Source organism: uncultured Paenibacillus sp. (assembly GCF_963515335.1).
Taxonomy (GTDB): domain Bacteria; phylum Bacillota; class Bacilli; order Paenibacillales; family Paenibacillaceae; genus Paenibacillus_I.
Genome location: NZ_CAUPYC010000077.1, coordinates 1 through 17,885, shown reverse-complemented (window position 1 = coordinate 17,885; position 17,885 = coordinate 1). Strand labels below are relative to the sequence as shown.

The window sequence follows — 17,885 nt, the reverse complement described above, 5'->3', positions numbered from 1 at the left end:
GCCGGCGGAGCGGATCTGCGGTTTGACTATGATGCGGACGGCGAGCTGACCGGCAAGGACGTGTCCTTTTTTCGCAAATACGGGCTGAAGCGCGCTGATGAAGTGTATCTGAACCTGAAGCATTTCAATTTCATGAACGAGAAGATTACGCTGGACGGCGTTCCGATGTTCGTGACGCATTTGTACTCGGAGCCGATCGACCGGGGCGATTTGACGAAGGGCTATGAGTGGGTCGGCGATCCGCAGGAGGGCTTCTCCGCGGTGGACGATGTGTCGCGGGCGGTCATCGCGTACGTCGAGCATTATAAAACATACGGCGACGCGTACAGCTACGACATGATCAAGCGCGGCCTGGAGTTTCTGATGTGGATGCAGTATGAGGACGGCGACTTCGACAATTTTGTCGCGAAGGATGCGGACGGCACCATTCGTGTGAAGGACAGCCAGTCCTCGCAAAAAAGCTTCAGCTGGTGGGCGGTGCGCGCTTACGAGGCGATGGGCACGGCGCTGCCGCAGCTGGCGGACGCGGATGCCGCGCTGGCGGAGCGGGTTGAGGAGCGGCTGGAGCTGAGCCTGAACCGGTTGAAGCAGCTGACTGACCCGGCGTACGGCGAGTATTACACCGTCGGCGATGTCAAGGCGGCGAAGTGGCTGCTGATGGGCGATGTGTGGGTGTCATCGCTGGCGGTCAACGCTTTGTATGAGCACTATGCGGCTACGGACGATCCGGCGGTTAAGGCGGCGATTCGCGATTCGATGCGGAAGCTTGGGGAAGGGATCTACCTGGCGCAAGGAGGCTCGTCCTTCCGCGACTTCCCGTACGGCGGCATTATGCATCTCTATAACGGCTCGACGAATCCCGACCTGTGGGAGGAATGGGGCAGCATCCAGGTGCGGGCGCTGGCATTCGCCGGCCAAATTGCCGGTGAGCGGCAGTGGATTGAGGCGGCCGAACTGGCGGCGGACAGCTTTCTGAGCGACCTGCTCATCTCCGGACGCGCCGAGAAACTGAGCCCGAACAAGAAGCCTTACCCGTTGATCAATTACGGAACGGCGAGCTACGTCGATAATCTGCTGGCGCTGTACGAGGTGACCGGCAAAGAGAAGTATGCGGCGCTGGCCGGTATTGCGGGCTCCTGGTGGACCGGCAACAACGTGCGCAATTTTCCGATGTTCGATCAGAAGAATGGCTACGCCTACGACGGCCTGTACGACACCGAGGTGAACATCAACAGCGGCGGCGAGTCGGTTGATGAAGCGCTGCGGGCGCTGCTGCGGATTCAGGAGAACCCGGTCGCGCGGTCGTATTTGCAAGGCGTAACGACAAGCGCGGTTAAGGCGGATGTGGTGGAGATCGAGAAGCTGTATATGGATGCGGCTCCGCCGGATGCCGCGATGGCGCTGCCGAACGGTGAGCTGAATGTGCCGGAGAAGGCGCTGATGACGCAGGCCGCCGGCTCCGGAACGGACGAGGCGAAAATCTATGCGGACGCGCTGCAGGTCGGCGCGGGCACGGAAATTTACCCGGGCTGGAAGGGGCGGCAGACGCTGTTCGTCGCGGCGAACGGCCATAACAACATCAGGCTGTTCGACGGCGGCTCGATTGCAAGCGAAATTCCGGTCGGCGGCGGGGAGGGGCAATTTGCCGTCGGCGATTCCGTGAAGCTGCAGTTCAACGGGCGGGTGGAGTTCGACACCGCGCTGCGCGCGGAGGTAGTGGCGGTGGACGGCGCCGGCGCGGAGACGATCGTCGCGGACGCCAACGATATGCGCTACCACGCGCGGACGTGGTACTCCGGCGCCGGCGCGGTGAAGACGACGCCGAGAACGGCGATCCCGGCCGGGACGGTGAAGCTGGTCGTACGGTTCGCCGTGGATGCGGGCAATCCGAATCCGTATGAAGGCTACGCATCGATCGCCGATCTGAAGCTGTTCAAAATGTCGGTGCCCGAGGTGCGGTACGCCAATCCGGACGTGTCCGGCGGCGGCTATGTGGAAATGCCCGTGGGCCAGTCGAAAACGTATGCGATAACCGTGCCGCAAGCGGGCGTATACGACATCATGCTGAGCTCGGTCGCGGCCGGCGGCGAAGGTGCCGACTCGCAGGCAGCTGTCGGGTTCGATGACGGCGCCGCCCTTACTGTGCCGCTGGCGGGCGCGCCGGAAGGCCGCGTCACGATGAAGCGGATCGGCACGGTGAAGTTGGCGGCAGGGGAGCATCAGCTGCAGCTGGCGAATCCGAGCGATACGGCGACGGCGAATATCGATGCGCTTGTGCTGTACCCGGTGGAGACGTCCCTCGTTGTTGCGACACCTGACGGGCGGCAAACCAAGGTGGTCCGGGACAGCGTCAGCGGCACGCTGTTCGTCGGAACGCCGGAGCAAGCGGCGGCCCGCGACCGCATACGGGTGGAGTCGAAGGATGAAGGTGTGCGCGAAGGTAAAAAGGTGACCGTCAGCGGCAAAGTGACCGACACGGCCGGCAAGGCGGTATCGGGCCGGAAGCTGACGGTCACGGTGGGGGGCCGGTCGGCTAAAGCGACGACCTCGAAGAACGGCGAGTTCAAGGCGCATGTGAAGCTGCCTGACTCGATCGGCCTCGGCCGGCACCGGATCACGGTGACGAGCGCCGCAGGCGAAGGCACCGCCTGGATTGAAGTAACCGCCAAGCCCGGGGACCGCGAAGCTGACGGCGACGATGATCGTGCCGGGGAAGGTGAATGAACGTGCTGGTGACCGGAACTGAACGTGCCGGCAACGGCCGGAACGGCGACAAGAACGATGACGACAACCGTGAGGATGATCGCGGTTGACACTACTTGTCCCGGCAACGGGGGATTGAGACGCTGAGGGCGGGCAAAACCCTCCCTTAGCTTATTCGCCATCGCGAACTGACGCTGAGACTGGGAAATTCCCTCCTTCGACGAACACTTCTAACGATCGAATGCGTGGCGAAGCGCTGAGAGAGCGAAAATTGCTCCATCAGCGTCCGCACTGCTCCTAATGATCGCTGAGAGAGCGAAATTTGCTCCCTCAGCATCCGCCCTGCTCCAAATGATCGCTGAGAGAGCGAAATTTGCTCTCTCGTAATATTAATTACTTCACAAGAGGGTGTCCCGATGAATTCCGATTTCCGATTCGCAGCCATCGATGCCATGCCCGACATACCGCAGGCCGCTCCGCCGGACTGGAAGCGGATTGCGGAGCGTTTCAAAGCCTATGTCCTGAACCCCGACAACCGGGTGATGTTCGTGAACGGCGGCGGGCATGCGCATTTCGCCGCTTTTCACGACGGCACGGGCGAGGAGCTGATCACGCTGGGCGGCGTTGTGCTCGGCGGCATTTTCCAAGGGGAGGATGTCGGTCCGTATTTGCCGTCGATCGCCGATTTCTATCATGAGGAGCATCGCATTTTCCTGAACGCGCCGCGTGTGCATCTCGTGGAGTACTGGTACTTGATGTTCGTCAACGCGCTGGCGGCGAGCATTATCCGGCTGCGCGCGGACGAGGCTCCCGAGCTGGTGCCGCTGCTCCGAACGGGCATGGAAAGCCTGATTACGCTCGCGCACAAGATCGGATACGATTTCAACGATCAAGGATTCGATTTCCGCGCGGACGCGCCATTTACGAACAAGGATATATTCCGGCAGCCCGACTCGATCGGGGGGTACGCCTATTTGATGGTGTTTGCCTACGACATGTTCGGCGGCGAGCATTTTCTCGAAGAGGCCCGGACGGCGATGGACCGGTATTTGGCGTTCGCGGACAATCCGTGGTATGAGATGCCGAACGGGGCGATGGCCTGCCTGGCGGCGGCAAGATTGAACGAGCTCGGCGGCCGGTACGATATCCGCAAGGCGGTGTCCTTCGTGTTCGATCCGCACCAAGGTCCGCTCCATGTCGGCAAGTGGGGGGATACGGAGGTAAACGGCCTGATGCGCGGCTGGCGGGGGAACCTCGACGAATCGGAACGCAAAATCGCCTACAGCCTCGAGACGCTGATTCTGCTCCCGTATTTGCTGCCCGTGCTGAAGACGGAGCCGGGGCTCGCGGCCGCGGTAGGCAAATACGCATTGAATGCCGCGTCCAACGCCGGATGGTTTATTCCGGACCGCATGCCGGAGGAATCGCAGAGCACGCCGCAGTTTACTCCGGACGTGCCCTACGAAAATCTGGTCGATGCGTTCGGGGGGAAGTCGCCTTACGCGTCGGGCGATTTTCACGGTCATCGTTCGGTTTACGGAGGCGCGGTCTCGCTGTGGTGGGATGCCGTGCTTCGGCAGACGGACGATCCGTATATGCTGCAATGGGATCTGGACCGGACGGATTTTCTCGGCAGGAGCGAATCGGGCGCGAGCTACACGCTGGTTTACAATCCTTATCCGCAGCCGCGGGAAACGGTCATCGAGCCGAGAGCCGACGGGCATGGCAGCGGGGATGGCGCCGGTGCTGCCGGAAGCGGCCTTGCCGAGGATGATCGTGCTGCCGGCTGTGGCCGCACCTTCGAGGCGGTCGATCTTGTTACGAACACGACGGTATTTACAGGCGGCACTGGGCGGATGTCCGTCACGGTGCCGGCCAAACAAGCCGTCGTGCTGAAAGTGAGCGTGGCGGCGGAGTGAACATTGTCCGGTTATCTGTTCAAGGAAGCAGCCCGTGGAACGAGGACGCGCTGGTCGCAAGAGAAGAGTTCGGCGTCTTCGGGGTCATCGACGGCGCGACCTCGCTTGTTCCGTTCACCGGAGCGGGCGGAGAAACCGGCGGTTACCTGGCCGCAGGCATCATCGCCGGTACGATGCATCGTTTGCTTGACGAGTGGGGGATGCGGCGGGAGCCGGCGTTCCCGCTCGCCGATGCGCTTCTGGAAGCGAATCGCCTGCTTCGGGAGGAAATGATGAAGCACGGCATCCGCACGGACCGCAAGGAAGAGCTGTGGAGCGCCGGCGCCGCTATGATCCGGGTCACCGATACCGCCGTTCACTATGCGCAAGCCGGCGACTGCATGCTGACGGCCGTTTACACGGACGGGACGATCCGGGTCGTCACGCGGGACCAGATCGCCCATTTGGACCGCGAGACGCATCGGCTCTGGGCGGAGGGCGTCGCTTCCGGACTGGCATCCCGCGAAGCGCTGTGGTCGCATGTATTGCCGCAAATCGTACAGGGACGGCAATCCGCGAACACGCCTTCGGGTTACGGCGTGCTGAACGGGGAGCCGGAAGCCGCCGATTATTTGGAGCACGGCCGCATCAACCGGATCAATCTGAAGGCGCTGCTGCTGATGACGGACGGCTTGTATGCGCCCAAGCGCGCGGAGGAGCCGATGTTCGACCCGGTCGAAGTGACAGCGCGTGTGGCGCAGATAGGGCTCGAACGCTATGTGGAATGGCTGGTCGGCATGGAGGAAGGGGATCCGGATTGCAGGCTGTACCCAAGGGTGAAGAAATCCGACGACAAAACCGCGATCTGGATCGAGCTGTAGCGCAATGTCCGGAGAACGTGACCGTCCGGGCGGGCTGACCCGTCTGAATCGCCGGAATCACCCGGACCGCCCTGACCGCCGGAGCCGAGGGGATCGCCTTCTAAGCGACATGCTTGCGAACAACGTATTTAGACAGCAGAGAGGAATGTTGACCATGACCCTATTGGAGAAAACCGAAACGAAAACCTGCGACGCGCTGCTTCTGGAATACGAGCTGGGCGGCCGGCTGGCCGCCGATCCGCTCAAGCTCGAATTTCGCGGCGTGGACGGGCAGGATGTGTACAATATCGCCGCTCCGTTCGAGGACGAGGGCGAGCCCGTCATTGCCGGGCGCGTGGAGTCCCGGGACAGCGAGCGGTCGCGGATCGTTTTTTTCGTGGAGCAAGGCGGCGTCTGGACGCCCCGGGAAGGGGCGCCGGCTTTTGCGCTGCAGGATCCTTTCCACACGCGCATCGGCGGCGAGCTCGTGCTCGGCGGCGTTGAGGTGTATCCGCATCCGCAGCGGGAGGGGGCGCTTGCGTGGCGCACGGTGTTCTATAAGGGGGCGAGCATCGCCGATCTGGAGCCGTTCTTCACCGGCCCGGACGGCATGAAGGATCTGCGGCTCGTGGAGCTGGCGGACGGAAGCGTCGGCGTGTTTACGAGGCCCCAGGGCGATAAAGGCGGGCGCGGCAAAATCGGCTATGCCCGCGCGGCGTCGCTGAGCGGCCTGACGCTTCAGCTGATCGAGGATGCGCCGCTGCTTGACGGGCAGTTCGCGGAAGGCGAATGGGGCGGCGCGAACGAGCTCCATCCGCTGGCCGGCGGGCTGGTCGGCGTGCTAGGCCATATCGCCTGCTTTGACGGGCAGGGCGATCGCCATTATTATCCGATGGCGTTTGCGTTCGACCCGGCGACGGGACGGCATTCGGATATCGAGCTGATCGCGGCGCGGCGGCGGTTTCTGCCGGGCGAGGCCAAACGCAGCGACCTTGTCGACGTGGTGTTCAGCGGCGGCCTGGTCCGCCGGCCGGACGGCACCGCGCATTTGTACGCCGGCATCAGCGACGCGGAAGCGCACCGTCTGACGATTGCCGACCCTTTTCTCAAATATGAACGCTAAGGAGACATGGACGCCATGACCGCAACGACGACGATTAACGCTTACCGCTATGAACAGAATCCGCTGGTTACGCCGGCGGACGTCAAGCCTTTTCACGAGGGCTATGAGGTGATCGGCGCTTTCAATGCAGGCATCGCCAAATACAAGGATGAGGTGCTGATGCTGCTTCGGGTCGCGGAGCGGCCGGTCAGCCCGGAGCCGGGCATCGTGCTCGCGCCCGTCTACAATCCGGATACGAACGCGGTCGAGACGGTGCGGCTGAGGATCGACGATGAACGGTACGATTTCTCCGACCCGCGCGTAGTGCGGGACGTGACGAGAAGCTCGGGCTTCGCGTACCTGACCTCGATCTCGTATATCCGGATTGCCAGAAGCAAGGACGGACGCCGGTTTACGATTGACGATAAACCGTTCGTTTACCCGTCCGACCGCCATGAAACCTACGGCATCGAGGACCCGCGCGTCACGCAAATCGGTAATACGTACTATATTTATTTCTCCGCCGTGTCGCCGGTCGGCATCGGGGAATCGATGGTGTCGACGAATGATTTCGAGACGGTCACGCATCACGGGATGATTTTTTGCCCGGACAACAAGGATGTGCTGATCTTCCCGGAGCGGGTGAACGGCAAGTATTATGCGCTGCACCGCCCGACTGTAAAAAGCATCGGGGAGCCCGAAATCTGGATCGCCGAATCCGACAACCTGCTGCATTGGGGCAACCACCGGCATCTGGCCGGCTTGCGGGAAGGCATGTGGGACAGCGGCCGCATGGGCGGGGGCGCGGTTCCTTTTCGGACGGAGCGGGGCTGGCTTGAGCTGTATCATGGGGCGACGAAGGAGCACCGGTACTGTATGGGCGCGCTTCTGCTCGATCTGAACGATCCGGCGAAGGTTATTGCGCGGTCCGACAAGCCGATCCTGGAGCCAGAGGCGGAATATGAGAAGAACGGCTTTTTCGGCGACGTCGTGTTCTCGTGCGGCTTGCTTGTGGAAGGCGATATCGTGAAAATGTATTACGGCGTCGCCGACACCTCGATGGCCTGCGCCGAGCTGAGCCTGCGGGAGATTCTGGACAGCCTGACTTATTTGTAAAGCATACACCGCTTTCCAGGACGCATAAGGCGTTCGGGAGCGGTGTTTTCACATTTGCGCGGCACTTCCTTGGACCGGCTTTCCGTTATTTTCCGCTGCTTCTGGAAACAATCAGTATAGACGGTCTATGGGAGGTCCTTGTATATGAAAATTTTGCTTCTCTTTTTCTTGTTTTTTTTGTTAAGCACGGCCGTTGCCATCATGATGGACTTGGTGATGGGAATGAACCTTTCCATGTCGTTGAGAAATATGAAAAATCCTTTCTGGGTGATGACCCTGCCGGAATACGTGATTTTATTTGTGCTGCTGGCCGTCATGGTTATTTCAATTTTCACAAAGAAGCAAGCACAACCGCGTAAAAAATCGTAACTCAGCTTTTATCGTCGGCGGGCGTATTCGGACGTTGAACGCCAAAACGTTTGCGAATCAGATGGACCGCCAGAAGCAGCACGGGAATGACGACGGAAAAAAGGGGCAGGAGAAACTTTATAGTAAGCTGTCCTTCTTCAATATGCTGCGGCCAATTGCCTGCGATCATCATCGCGGTTAGCAGGACGACTATTCCGACAGGCAGCACCAGTTGTTGTTGCTCGTTCACCTTGAATAAATCGCACGCTACGATCAAAGCAGCATAACAAAAGACGGCGATCTTGAAGAAGTTGCCGATAATCAGGGTGAGGATCACAATGACATCCATTCGTTGCAGAAAATCTCCGATGTTCACTTTGCTGATCGTCGTTAATAAAGGAAAGGCAGCCCTGCCATACATATCGGAACCAAGCACGGCGATTTCAACGGCATGGGTCATACTTAATATGACGGCGCTGCAAATCAAGGCGATCACGCCCGTCTTCCTTCCCGATTGGCGTTTATTTAAAGAGGGCAGCATCGTGGTGAAACAAATCATTTCACCGAACGGAAACATGAATATGTTCGGATAGGCATCCTTTAGAACGGGTCCCCACCCTCTTGCCAACAAAGGAAGCAGATTCTTCAGATCGATCAAACCGGAAAACAGCACAACGATATTGCCCAGAACACCTAGACCAATCAGAACCATCAGGTAGATTTCACCCGTTCTTGCAAACACTTCGATCCCTTTATGCAGGACATAAACAACCGCAACGATCATTAAGGCATTGATCACAAACAGCGGCGTCCGGTGGAACACGGAGGTGGCCAGAAGGTCGCCCGCATCCCGCAAGTCTCTAGCGGCGATATACATAAAAAACGGAACATATAACAGGCTTAATAGCGATCCGATATATTTGCCGGCAATTTTCCGGGCATATCCGCTTAACGGCAGATCGGGATATTGACGAAAAAGATAGTCGTAAACGAGAAACAACCCGATGCCTCCGAATAACGCAAGCAGGATCGACAGCCAGACATCTTGTCGTCCCGCCAATCCTATTGGAACAACAAGCGCGGTGCCGAATTCAAACAACATGATCAAGGCAAACAATTGCTTGGGGCTGATTCTTGCCTTTTCCATTGTGTCCGTCCCACCCTTCATGGTTATTCTTGTACGCCTTGTTCCATTAAAAAGGGTTTCGTCCGCATGCCTGTACGACGGATGAATGCTTCCACCTTCACATCTACCTTGCTGTCGGCAAACGTCTCATTCCAATCTTTCTTCATGCTCTCCCACGCTCTCGGGTTTGCGCGATTCACCGCTTCCCCGAAACCGAACACATCGCTTTTCGCTCTCTGGGCGGCATTCATGGCCTGCATGACTTCTTTCTTTGTCTTCTTCGCCCATTCTTTCTCCAGTTTCGTGATTTCCTCTCCCTTGCTCAGATCGATTGGACATTTTACCTCGCTTACATCTCCTTCTTCCCGTATAACGATATGGAACGTCGGTCTCCCGGCTCGAACTTCCGCCTTAATATCCGTTTTTGAACGGACCACTTCAATGCCGACAGCCTCTTTCTTATCTTTGCAATCAATGTTAATAATGGTGCTCTTCATTTTATTTTGAATCCACGCGATCCCCCGTCCCTCATGCACGGACAGCCAATAGCTTAACTTTCCGTCCTTGAACAGGGCCATGCTTTTGATTTCAATCACGGCCGGCGGATCGGTTTGTTCGTTATTTGATAATTTATTCCCCTCTTTTGGCTCTCCGACGATTCTGATTCCGTTGATCATCGGCTCTCTTCCCTCGCTTGCCAGCGCCTTGATGACGTCATCCATGATGACTTCCGTATTCTCCGACCATACTTTTGAAGTGTTTTTTATTTTCCCGGCAACACTGTTTGCCGGAATTTTCTCCAACGGAGCAAGTGTTTGCACGACGGTTTCGGCTGTGACGCCTCTTGTTACAAGAACTCTGGTCGAGAGACGGGCTTCATGCGACCTGTCAAACATTTCAAACAATTCGTTGATTCCTTGCCTAGCTAACGGTTCTCCAATTATGAGCAGCTGTGTATGCGAAAAGAAAAGCTCCCGCGGTGCTTTCTGCGATAAGTTGCGGATGGCTTCCATCACGGTGCTTCCCGTGTTCGTATAGATCGTAACCGGTGTGACATTTGCTCCCCCTCCTCCTCCTCCTGCTAATCCGGTCGCCACCGTACCTGGATTCACAATTTGCAAAGATATGCGATATTCATTTTTGTTCGGCGCTTTATCTACCCCCATTGCCGTGACAATCGACATCGTTCTCAGCTCCCTGCTGTCCCAGCATCCTGTCAACAGCAAGCACGCCACAGAAAGCAAACCGATTCCGATCATCCATTTCGCTTTCAATTCGCATCCCCCTTGTTCTTGCTTCCCTTTTCCATGGGAGGAGAAGGCTGTTGATTTCGCTCCATCCGAGACATTTTATTTTGGTTGATCAGACGCGGGCGGGTAAGGAGTGACGATAATGGCAGACGCAGCACGGTATCCTTCAGATCGGCAGGAATAAACGGGGCAAGAGGAGCCATATAAGGCATTCCGAAAGAACGCAAGCCGCATAAATGGGCTATTATTATAATGTTGATGATCGCAATCCCGTAAAAACCGAAAGTGGCGGCAAAAATCATGATCACAAACCGGAGCAAACGGATCGTAATCGCCATGTTGAAGGCCGGGGTGGCAAAGCTGGCAATCCCCGTAATCGCGACTACGATCACCATCGCCGGAGATACGATCCCGGCTTGTACCGCCGCCTGCCCCAAAACCAGCGCGCCTACGATCGATACCGCTTGGCCGATCGCCCGCGGCATGCGAACGCCGGCCTCGCGCAAAATCTCAAAACTGACCTCCATCATCATGGCTTCTACTATTGCGGGGAAAGGAACGGCATCCCGCTGCGCCGCCAGACTGATCAAAAGAGGAGTCGGTATCATTTCCTGATGGAACGTAATGGCGGCGACATAGACGGAAGGTCCCAATAAAGAAATAAAAAAAGTGACATACCTTAACAATCGAATGGCCGTTCCGATATCGTAACGTTGATAGTAATCTTCGGCGGATTGAAAATACATAAAAAATGTGGTGGGCGCGAGGAGGGCAAACGGTGTTCCGTCCACCAAAATGGCGATTCGGCCTTCCAGCAAATTTGCGGCGACCGTATCCGGCCGCTCGGTATTGTAAACGGTGGGAAACAGGGTGAATGTTTCATCTTGAATCAACTCTTCGATATAACCGGATTCCAGGATGCCGTCAATTTTAATGTCGTTCAGCCGTTTCTTTACCTCTTGAACCAGTTTATCGTTGGCGATCCCTTTGACATACATGACAGCAACGTCCGTCTGTGTCACATTGCCGATTTTCATGGTCTCCAACCATAGATTAGAACTTTTAATTCGGCGGCGGATAAGGGAAATATTTGTCCCGATGGACTCCGTGAAACCGTCCTTGGGTCCGCGAATGACCACTTGGGATGACGGTTCCTCAACACCCCTGGTTTCTCCCCCTTTGGTGCCGCCGCTGATCGCTTCCGCCCAACCGTCCATCAGGATGACCGTATCTCCGGACAAAATGTTTGAAAGGAGACCGTTCCAATCCTTGACTACCTTCACTTCTCCGATGGACAAAGCATTGTCTTTAATCAAATCAAATACATTCTGATCCGATACCATACTTTTGAATGTCTCCTCGGCGGTATCGATCATCAAGGAACGCATGACAAAATCACCGACCATCTTCTTGTCGGCCAACCCGTCGGTATAAACGGCGGCAACCTGCACCTGCGAGCTTCCGAGCTTGAATTCACGGATAATGACATCAGGGCTGTTTCCAACCTCCTGCCTGATTTGATGAAGGTTGTCTTTTAACTCCCGATGAAGGGGGAACGTGCTTGTATCCGATATCGTTTGTTCTTTTTTTCTTCGCCTTAATCTGCGCAGTCGGTTCCAAAAGGACATGTTTTTCCCTCCTTACCATGTATTAGTTATTCGCTGTCGGATTTGCTTTTATTCTTGTGAGTCTCGGAGGGTGCCGGAATTCATTCCATCGATTGAATGGTCGGGACGCAATAGAATGGTTTCATAACTTTGCCCAATAAAAAAAATCTTCTTGGGAGGGATTAGGTGAAATTTGTCGAATAAATAGGAATATAGACGCATAACGTCGAAATGAAACGGTTCCCTAATCTTTTTATTCATAGGTCTTCGGACGGACAACGATGCGAAAAAGGCAAACCTGCCGAAAGGCTGGGGCGCAAAACTTCAGGCCTAAGGATTCCATCTACGGCAGCTGGGTCACCGAAATTGTTGCTTAGGAGCTACTCCTTTGTTTCGGGGTAGCTCTTTCATTTGATAAACCTATAAAAGGAAGGATTAGTCGATGGAAAACATTGCGGATCTCATTGAACACAATCACTTTTACCATGTATTTCAGCCACTTTGTCGACTTCCCGAACAAAACAAGTTCGGATACGAAGCATTAATTCGCAGTAAAACGGGCATAAGCCCGGATGCCTTATTTCAAGGAGCTCTTAGCCAGAATCGGTTGCTGCAATTGGATATGTGGTCCATTGACTGTGCGGTTTCCAGTTTCTTTTCTTCGCCGGTCATACAGGAGGGGGACGAATTATTGTTCGTCAATCTTTTTCCCTCCACCATCGTTGCCGACACTTTTCCTTCGTTTGTGGACAACTTAGAGCGACGGTTTCTTCTTTTTCGTCATCGCATTGTGCTTGAAATTAACGAATCCATCATAGAAGGACAAATTTGGAATGACCCCTTGTTCATTCAAAGAATCGGGGAACTCCGGGATGCAGGTTTTTTGATTGCCCTGGATGACGTGGGCGACGGGACGACCACGTTTCGGAAAATCGTCGAAATATCGCCGGATTTCATAAAGATAGACCGATTTTTTTCCACTGGGCTGTCCATTTGCAAGAAAAAGCAAAAGGTGATCCGGCTGTTCGTCGATTACTGCCGGGATGATTCCAGCCTCATTTTAGAAGGAATCGAACGAGAAGAGGATCTCGCTCATGCCTCGTTATTGGGCGTAACGATCGGGCAGGGCTATTTTTTGGGGAAACCCGACCGGCTGGAGGAGCACAAGTAACCATAATGAAACCTGGAGGAATGAGGTAAGATGGGTGATCAAAACGTGTATTCACGAAAAGCAACGCTTTCGCTCAAAATCTCCGAATTTGAAGTACCGCCTATGCAGGACCTGTTAATTATCGGGAAAAAGGCGCCGATCGGTCCGGAAGCCGTAAAGCGGATGGCGGAGGCACTCTCCCCGGAGCAATTCACCCTGATCCGGATGGATCATCCAAGAATAGAAGCTGTTCTCATACGAAATTCACTTCTGCAGATGCTGGATCAACGACTTCTTATGAACATTGTCATGGAGGAGGCGGAGCGTTTGATCCACGACACCATGGTACTGCGTTCCGAACTGAAAATCGCGGTTTCCGTACAACGGGAGGTGGAATTGGGATGAAAGTGTCCGAGATCATGGCATCTTCCGTTTATACGGTTTCGTCGGACAAAAGCGTTTCCTACGCAGCGGAACGGATGAACGAATGGAAAGTCGGTTCGTTAATCGTCGTGGACCATGGAACGGTCATGGGCATTATCACGTCCCGCGATGTCCGTTCTTCCCATCCCAACCGCATTGTGGCGGATGCCATGACGCCGAACCCCATTTGCACTTCACCCGATCGATTCATATGGGATGCGTTGAATATCATGGATCGGCATGAAATCGAGCGAATTTTGATCATGGAAGAAGACAAGATGGTCGGTTTGGCGACACGGGAAGCGATTAAGATGAAAGTGTCCGAATTTATGGATCCGTTGACGGGTTTATACCGCGCGCCTTATATCCAGTATGCAGGGGAGGAGTTTCTGAAAAACCGGCAGCCTTTCCACCTGCTATTTATCGATTTGAATGATTTCGGTCAAATAAATAAGCGTTACGGCCATCCGTTCGGGGATGATGTGATCCGGGAATTTTCCAACAGGGCAGCAGCGGAAGTTGTCGAAGACCGTGATTTTCTGTGCAGGTATGCCGGCGATGAATTTGTCATGATCACGCTGGCGGATGAATCGGAAGTCGAACATTTCATCCGGTTGTTCTCTCAGCCGATCGTGATCAACAACATCTCCGTATCCGCGGCGGTAGGGCATGTGAATGGACATCGGGAACCGGACTTCTTTACGTTATCATTACGGGAGATTTTGAGCAGGGCCAGTTTATTGTCCACCTCTCTCAAGGTTGCGGCAATGGCGGAAGGACAATCCGCTTCCAAATGAAATGGCTCACGGATACTCGCGCACGAACAATGTTATAATTCACCCTCACTTGGCAATAATGGTTTAAAGTTGACAAGGTTTAGAGAATGCTGGGGGCAAAGGTATGGATATGTTTAAAAGACTCATCCGTCTCCTGTTTAGAGCACATAAAAAAAAACAACCGGCGGGTTCCCCGCAGAATGGCGCCAATCCGCAACAAAATGAATTGTCCACAGCATTGAATGAGAATCTGGCGGTTTTACAAACCATCTATCAGAATTGTCCTGACGTCATATTTCGAAGGTTTTCGGCAGGCGGAAAAACAAACGCCATTCTTATCTATGTGGACGGATTGTCCAACATCGAAGAAATCGACCAAAATGTCCTATCGCCGCTCATGCACCATGCCGGGGAAAAAATCAACATTCGTATGGTTTTGGAGCAAACCATCTCTGTTTCAAATGTAAAGCTCATACAGACCGTTTCGGATGTTATCGAAGACATCTCGCTAGGCAACCCCGTGATTCTTATCGATCAACAATCAACAGGCTTTGCCCTGGGGCTTGCAAAATTCGAGAAGCGTTCCATTGAAGAACCGAAGGCCGAATCCGCTGTACGGGGGCCGCGCGAAGGATTCACAGAAGTGTTGCCCATTAACGTCTCCTTATTGCGGCGAAAAATAAGAAGTCCCGAATTAAAATTCAAAACCATGAAGATCGGGCGCTATACCCGAACGCAGGTTATGATTGGCTATATCGAAGGAATTGCCGATGAGACGTTGATCACGGAAGTTGCCAAGCGATTAGAGAAAATTGACATCGACGGCGTGCTGGAAAGCGGGTACATAGAAGAATTGGTGGAAGATAACCCGTGGTCGCCTTTTCCGCAGGTTTTAAGCACCGAGCGGCCTGATGTAGTCAGTGCCAATCTTCTTGAAGGCAGGGTGGTTGTTTTAACAGACGGCACGCCGTTCGCTTTGATTGCTCCGACAACCTTTTATTCGCTGTTTCAAGCTGCAGAGGATTATTATCAACGATTTTGGCTGAGTACGGCCATTCGCTGGATGCGTTATGCGTTCTTTTTGCTTTCTTTACTGTTGCCTTCAGCCTATATTGCCGTTCTGACATTCCACCAAGAGATGGTACCCACCAACCTTGTATTCAGTATCGCGAAAGCGAGGGAAGAAGTTCCTTTTCCGGCGCTTATCGAGGCCCTGATCATGGAGGTTATTTTCGAAGCGCTGCGCGAGGCGGGAATAAGGCTTCCCAAACAGGTCGGCGCTGCCGTCAGCATCGTCGGCGCCTTGGTTATCGGTGAAGCGGCGGTCTCTGCGGGATTGATTTCCGCACCCATGGTGATGGCGGTTTCGATTACCGGTATTGCTTCGTTTACCATTCCGCGCTATGCGGCTGGAATTGCTTTTCGAATGCTGCGTTTTCCTTTGATGATTCTGGCTGCAACATTTGGACTTCTTGGCATCATGGTGGGTCTCCTTGCGATTATTGTTCATTTAAACAGTCTGCGTTCATTTGGCGTACCTTATCTTTCGCCTATGGCTCCCATGAAAGGACGGGAAATGAAAGACGTTCTTATACGAGCCCCCTGGTGGATGATGAATACAAGGCCTCATTTAACCGGGAAATATAACAAATATCGGCAGAGTCCCGGCCAGAAACCAGACCCGAAGACGGGAGACGAACGGTGATGATCGAGAGAGGCAGAATCTCGGCCATGCAAATGGCCATTATGATGTATCCGACCATATTGGCTACAGCCATCCTCTTGGTGCCGGCAATCACCGCAAAACATGCGAAACAGGACATGTGGCTGTCACCCGTATGGGCTTCCCTGATCGGATTTCTAACCGTTTACCTCGCATATCGGTTGCATAAGCTCTATCCAAAAGAGACGATCGTAGAATACAGTGAATGGATTCTAGGCCGATTCCTTGGGAAGATCGTTGGATTGGTCTATATTTTGTTTTATTTGCATGTGAATGGAATCGTCATACGTGAATATGGAGAGTTCGTGGTTGGAACTTTTCTTCCCCGCACACCCATGTTTGCGGTCGCCGGTATTTTGGTTTTGGTCTGCGCTTTTGCTGTGCGCGGCGGAGTGGAAGTGATTGCGCGAAGTGCGGAAATTTGCGTTCCGGTCGTTTTTCTTTTGCTGCTGCTCCTCCTCGTCTTAGTAACACCGGACTTGGATCCCCAAAATATATTTCCCGTTTTTGAAGAAGGCATGATGCCCTCTTTTAAGGGATCTGTTGTACCGCAAGGCTGGTTTAGTGAATTTATATTGATTGCCTTTCTTCTTCCTTATTTGACGGACAAAGCAAAAGGGAAAAAATGGGGGATGCTCTCGGTTTTAGCGGTGATGTTGACCCTGGTGATGACTAACATCCAGACTTTATTCCTTTTCGGGGAAATCACAGCCAGTCTTACCTATCCGGTGATGGTGGCTTCCCGTTATATCAGCCTTGCAGATTTTCTCGAACATCTTGAATCTATCGTGATGGCCATCTGGGTGGCGGGGACATTTATCAAAATCTCTGTATTTTATTATGCGATTGTTCTGGGAACTTCCCAATGGCTTAAACTATCCGATTATCGTCCGCTTGTGTTTCCTGTCGGCTTTCTTTTGGTCGTCATGTCGTTTTGGGTTGCGCCTAACTTGCAGGATCTCACCCATTTTCTAGGAACTTCAGGTGCTTTTTATTTATTGTCCGTTCAAACAGGCATCCCGATACTGCTGTTGGTCATTGCCGGCATACGAAAAAGCATTCATCCCAAAAAGGGGTTGAAGGCATGAAACTCTCTTGTCCTCCCGGAATAAAACTGATCCTTGCCCTTGTTCTTTTAATGTTCTTACTTACCGGTTGCTGGGATCGAACCGAAATCAATGATTTGGCGTTGATTACTGCAGCCGGCATTGATAAAAAAGATGAAAAGACCATTGAACTTTCCGTTCTTGTATTCGCCCCCAAAGGCGCAGCCGGCGGCCAATCCGGTCTTGGCGGCGGAGGCGGCGCAGCTCCGTGAACGCTCCTATGTATTTGTAAGCAAAGAAAAAGCGAAAAACATTTTGAAGCTGACTCCGCCTCTCGAACGTGATGTATCCGAAGTACTGCGGGAATTGGCCGAATTCAAGATGGGGATGAAAGTAACGGTAAAAGATCTGGCTCAAATGTTAAGCGGCCCTTCCGGAGCTGCAGCTTTGCCCTGGATTGAACGTTTGCCGGTAGAAGAGGAACAAGAAGAAAAACAAACGATCGCGTATATTACGGGAACCGCCATATTTAAAAAAGACAAAATGGTAGGGCGTATCAAAGACAAAGTTACAAGAGGAGTGCTATGGCTTAGAAATGAAATTGAATCAGCTGTAGTCACGGTGACCCCAAGAGAGGAAAATGAAGGACAAGTATCTTTGAATTTGCTGCGAGCCCATACCGAATTAATCCCTGAAATTGAAACATGACCTATGCACTTCGTGGTAATCCTAGGTAGATTTCTGGTTTAGGCGTAGC

General features: G+C 53.9%; 16 protein-coding genes and 1 riboswitch. Of the genes, 13 read left to right on the top strand and 3 right to left on the bottom strand.

The window, feature by feature from the left end; all coding sequences use genetic code 11:
• The 6 genes from RWM61_RS17825 to RWM61_RS17800 form a co-directional block, all read left to right on the top strand.
• Window positions 1-2,724: hypothetical protein (locus tag RWM61_RS17825; RefSeq protein WP_399538950.1), on the top strand; the 2,724-nt coding region annotated here is incomplete at its 5' end.
• Between the two features lie 395 nt (window positions 2,725-3,119).
• Window positions 3,120-4,622 carry a hypothetical protein gene (locus RWM61_RS17820; RefSeq protein WP_314003297.1) on the top strand — a complete coding sequence of 501 codons (1,503 nt, stop codon included), beginning with the start codon at window positions 3,120-3,122 and terminating at the stop codon, window positions 4,620-4,622.
• The gene (locus RWM61_RS17815; protein ID WP_314003295.1) at window positions 4,619-5,482 is read left to right on the top strand and encodes a PP2C family serine/threonine-protein phosphatase; all 864 of its coding nucleotides are present in this window, start codon (window positions 4,619-4,621) and stop codon (window positions 5,480-5,482) included. The genes RWM61_RS17820 and RWM61_RS17815 overlap by 4 nt, the downstream gene beginning before the upstream one ends.
• 154 nt (window positions 5,483-5,636) lie before the next feature.
• The gene (locus RWM61_RS17810) at window positions 5,637-6,584 is read left to right on the top strand and encodes a DUF1861 family protein (RefSeq protein ID WP_314003292.1); all 948 of its coding nucleotides are present in this window, start codon (window positions 5,637-5,639) and stop codon (window positions 6,582-6,584) included.
• 33 nt (window positions 6,585-6,617) lie between these two features.
• A complete protein-coding gene (locus RWM61_RS17805; RefSeq protein WP_314003301.1) occupies window positions 6,618-7,679 on the top strand; it encodes a glycoside hydrolase family 130 protein in 1,062 nt (353 codons plus the stop codon).
• Window positions 7,680-7,823: 144 nt separating this feature from the next.
• Window positions 7,824-8,048 carry a hypothetical protein gene (locus RWM61_RS17800; RefSeq protein ID WP_314003290.1) on the top strand — a complete coding sequence of 75 codons (225 nt, stop codon included), beginning with the start codon at window positions 7,824-7,826 and terminating at the stop codon, window positions 8,046-8,048.
• A gap of 1 nt (window position 8,049) precedes the next feature.
• Here RWM61_RS17800 and RWM61_RS17795 read toward each other — a convergent pair whose 3' ends face one another.
• From RWM61_RS17795 to RWM61_RS17785, 3 genes are read right to left on the bottom strand one after another with little or no spacing between them, the layout of a single operon-like run.
• A complete protein-coding gene (locus RWM61_RS17795) occupies window positions 8,050-9,174 on the bottom strand; it encodes a GerAB/ArcD/ProY family transporter (RefSeq protein ID WP_314003288.1) in 1,125 nt (374 codons plus the stop codon).
• A 23-nt stretch (window positions 9,175-9,197) separates the two neighbouring features.
• Window positions 9,198-10,427, bottom strand: a complete 1,230-nt coding sequence (locus RWM61_RS17790; protein ID WP_314003286.1) for a Ger(x)C family spore germination protein — start codon at window positions 10,425-10,427, stop codon at window positions 9,198-9,200.
• Entirely contained in the window at window positions 10,424-12,031 is a 1,608-nt protein-coding gene (locus tag RWM61_RS17785) for a spore germination protein (RefSeq protein WP_314003283.1), read from the bottom strand. Before RWM61_RS17785 ends, RWM61_RS17790 begins: the two co-directional genes overlap by 4 nt.
• 260 nt (window positions 12,032-12,291) lie before the next feature.
• Window positions 12,292-12,375: riboswitch (cyclic di-GMP riboswitch) on the top strand.
• 77 nt (window positions 12,376-12,452) lie between these two features.
• Between RWM61_RS17785 and RWM61_RS17780 the strand changes: the two genes are divergently transcribed.
• The 7 genes from RWM61_RS17780 to RWM61_RS17750 all read left to right on the top strand — a co-directional run bounded on the left by RWM61_RS17780 (window position 12,453) and on the right by RWM61_RS17750 (window position 17,836).
• Window positions 12,453-13,181 carry an EAL domain-containing protein gene (locus RWM61_RS17780; protein WP_314003282.1) on the top strand — a complete coding sequence of 243 codons (729 nt, stop codon included), beginning with the start codon at window positions 12,453-12,455 and terminating at the stop codon, window positions 13,179-13,181.
• 30 nt (window positions 13,182-13,211) lie between these two features.
• Window positions 13,212-13,565 carry a hypothetical protein gene (locus RWM61_RS17775; protein ID WP_314003279.1) on the top strand — a complete coding sequence of 118 codons (354 nt, stop codon included), beginning with the start codon at window positions 13,212-13,214 and terminating at the stop codon, window positions 13,563-13,565.
• Window positions 13,562-14,380 (top strand): GGDEF domain-containing protein, encoded by an 819-nt coding sequence (locus RWM61_RS17770; protein ID WP_314003277.1) that lies wholly within the window; start codon window positions 13,562-13,564, stop codon window positions 14,378-14,380. Before RWM61_RS17775 ends, RWM61_RS17770 begins: the two co-directional genes overlap by 4 nt.
• A gap of 103 nt (window positions 14,381-14,483) precedes the next feature.
• Window positions 14,484-16,064, top strand: coding sequence for a spore germination protein (locus tag RWM61_RS17765; protein ID WP_399538944.1), 1,581 nt, complete (start codon window positions 14,484-14,486; stop codon window positions 16,062-16,064).
• The gene (locus RWM61_RS17760; protein WP_314003274.1) at window positions 16,064-17,170 is read left to right on the top strand and encodes an endospore germination permease; all 1,107 of its coding nucleotides are present in this window, start codon (window positions 16,064-16,066) and stop codon (window positions 17,168-17,170) included. Before RWM61_RS17765 ends, RWM61_RS17760 begins: the two co-directional genes overlap by 1 nt.
• A complete protein-coding gene (locus RWM61_RS17755; protein ID WP_314003273.1) occupies window positions 17,167-17,400 on the top strand; it encodes a hypothetical protein in 234 nt (77 codons plus the stop codon). Before RWM61_RS17760 ends, RWM61_RS17755 begins: the two co-directional genes overlap by 4 nt.
• Window positions 17,372-17,836: a Ger(x)C family spore germination C-terminal domain-containing protein gene (locus tag RWM61_RS17750; RefSeq protein ID WP_314003272.1), complete on the top strand. Its 465-nt coding sequence runs from the start codon at window positions 17,372-17,374 to the stop codon at window positions 17,834-17,836. The genes RWM61_RS17755 and RWM61_RS17750 overlap by 29 nt, the downstream gene beginning before the upstream one ends.
• The last annotated feature ends 49 nt before the right edge of the window (window positions 17,837-17,885 follow it).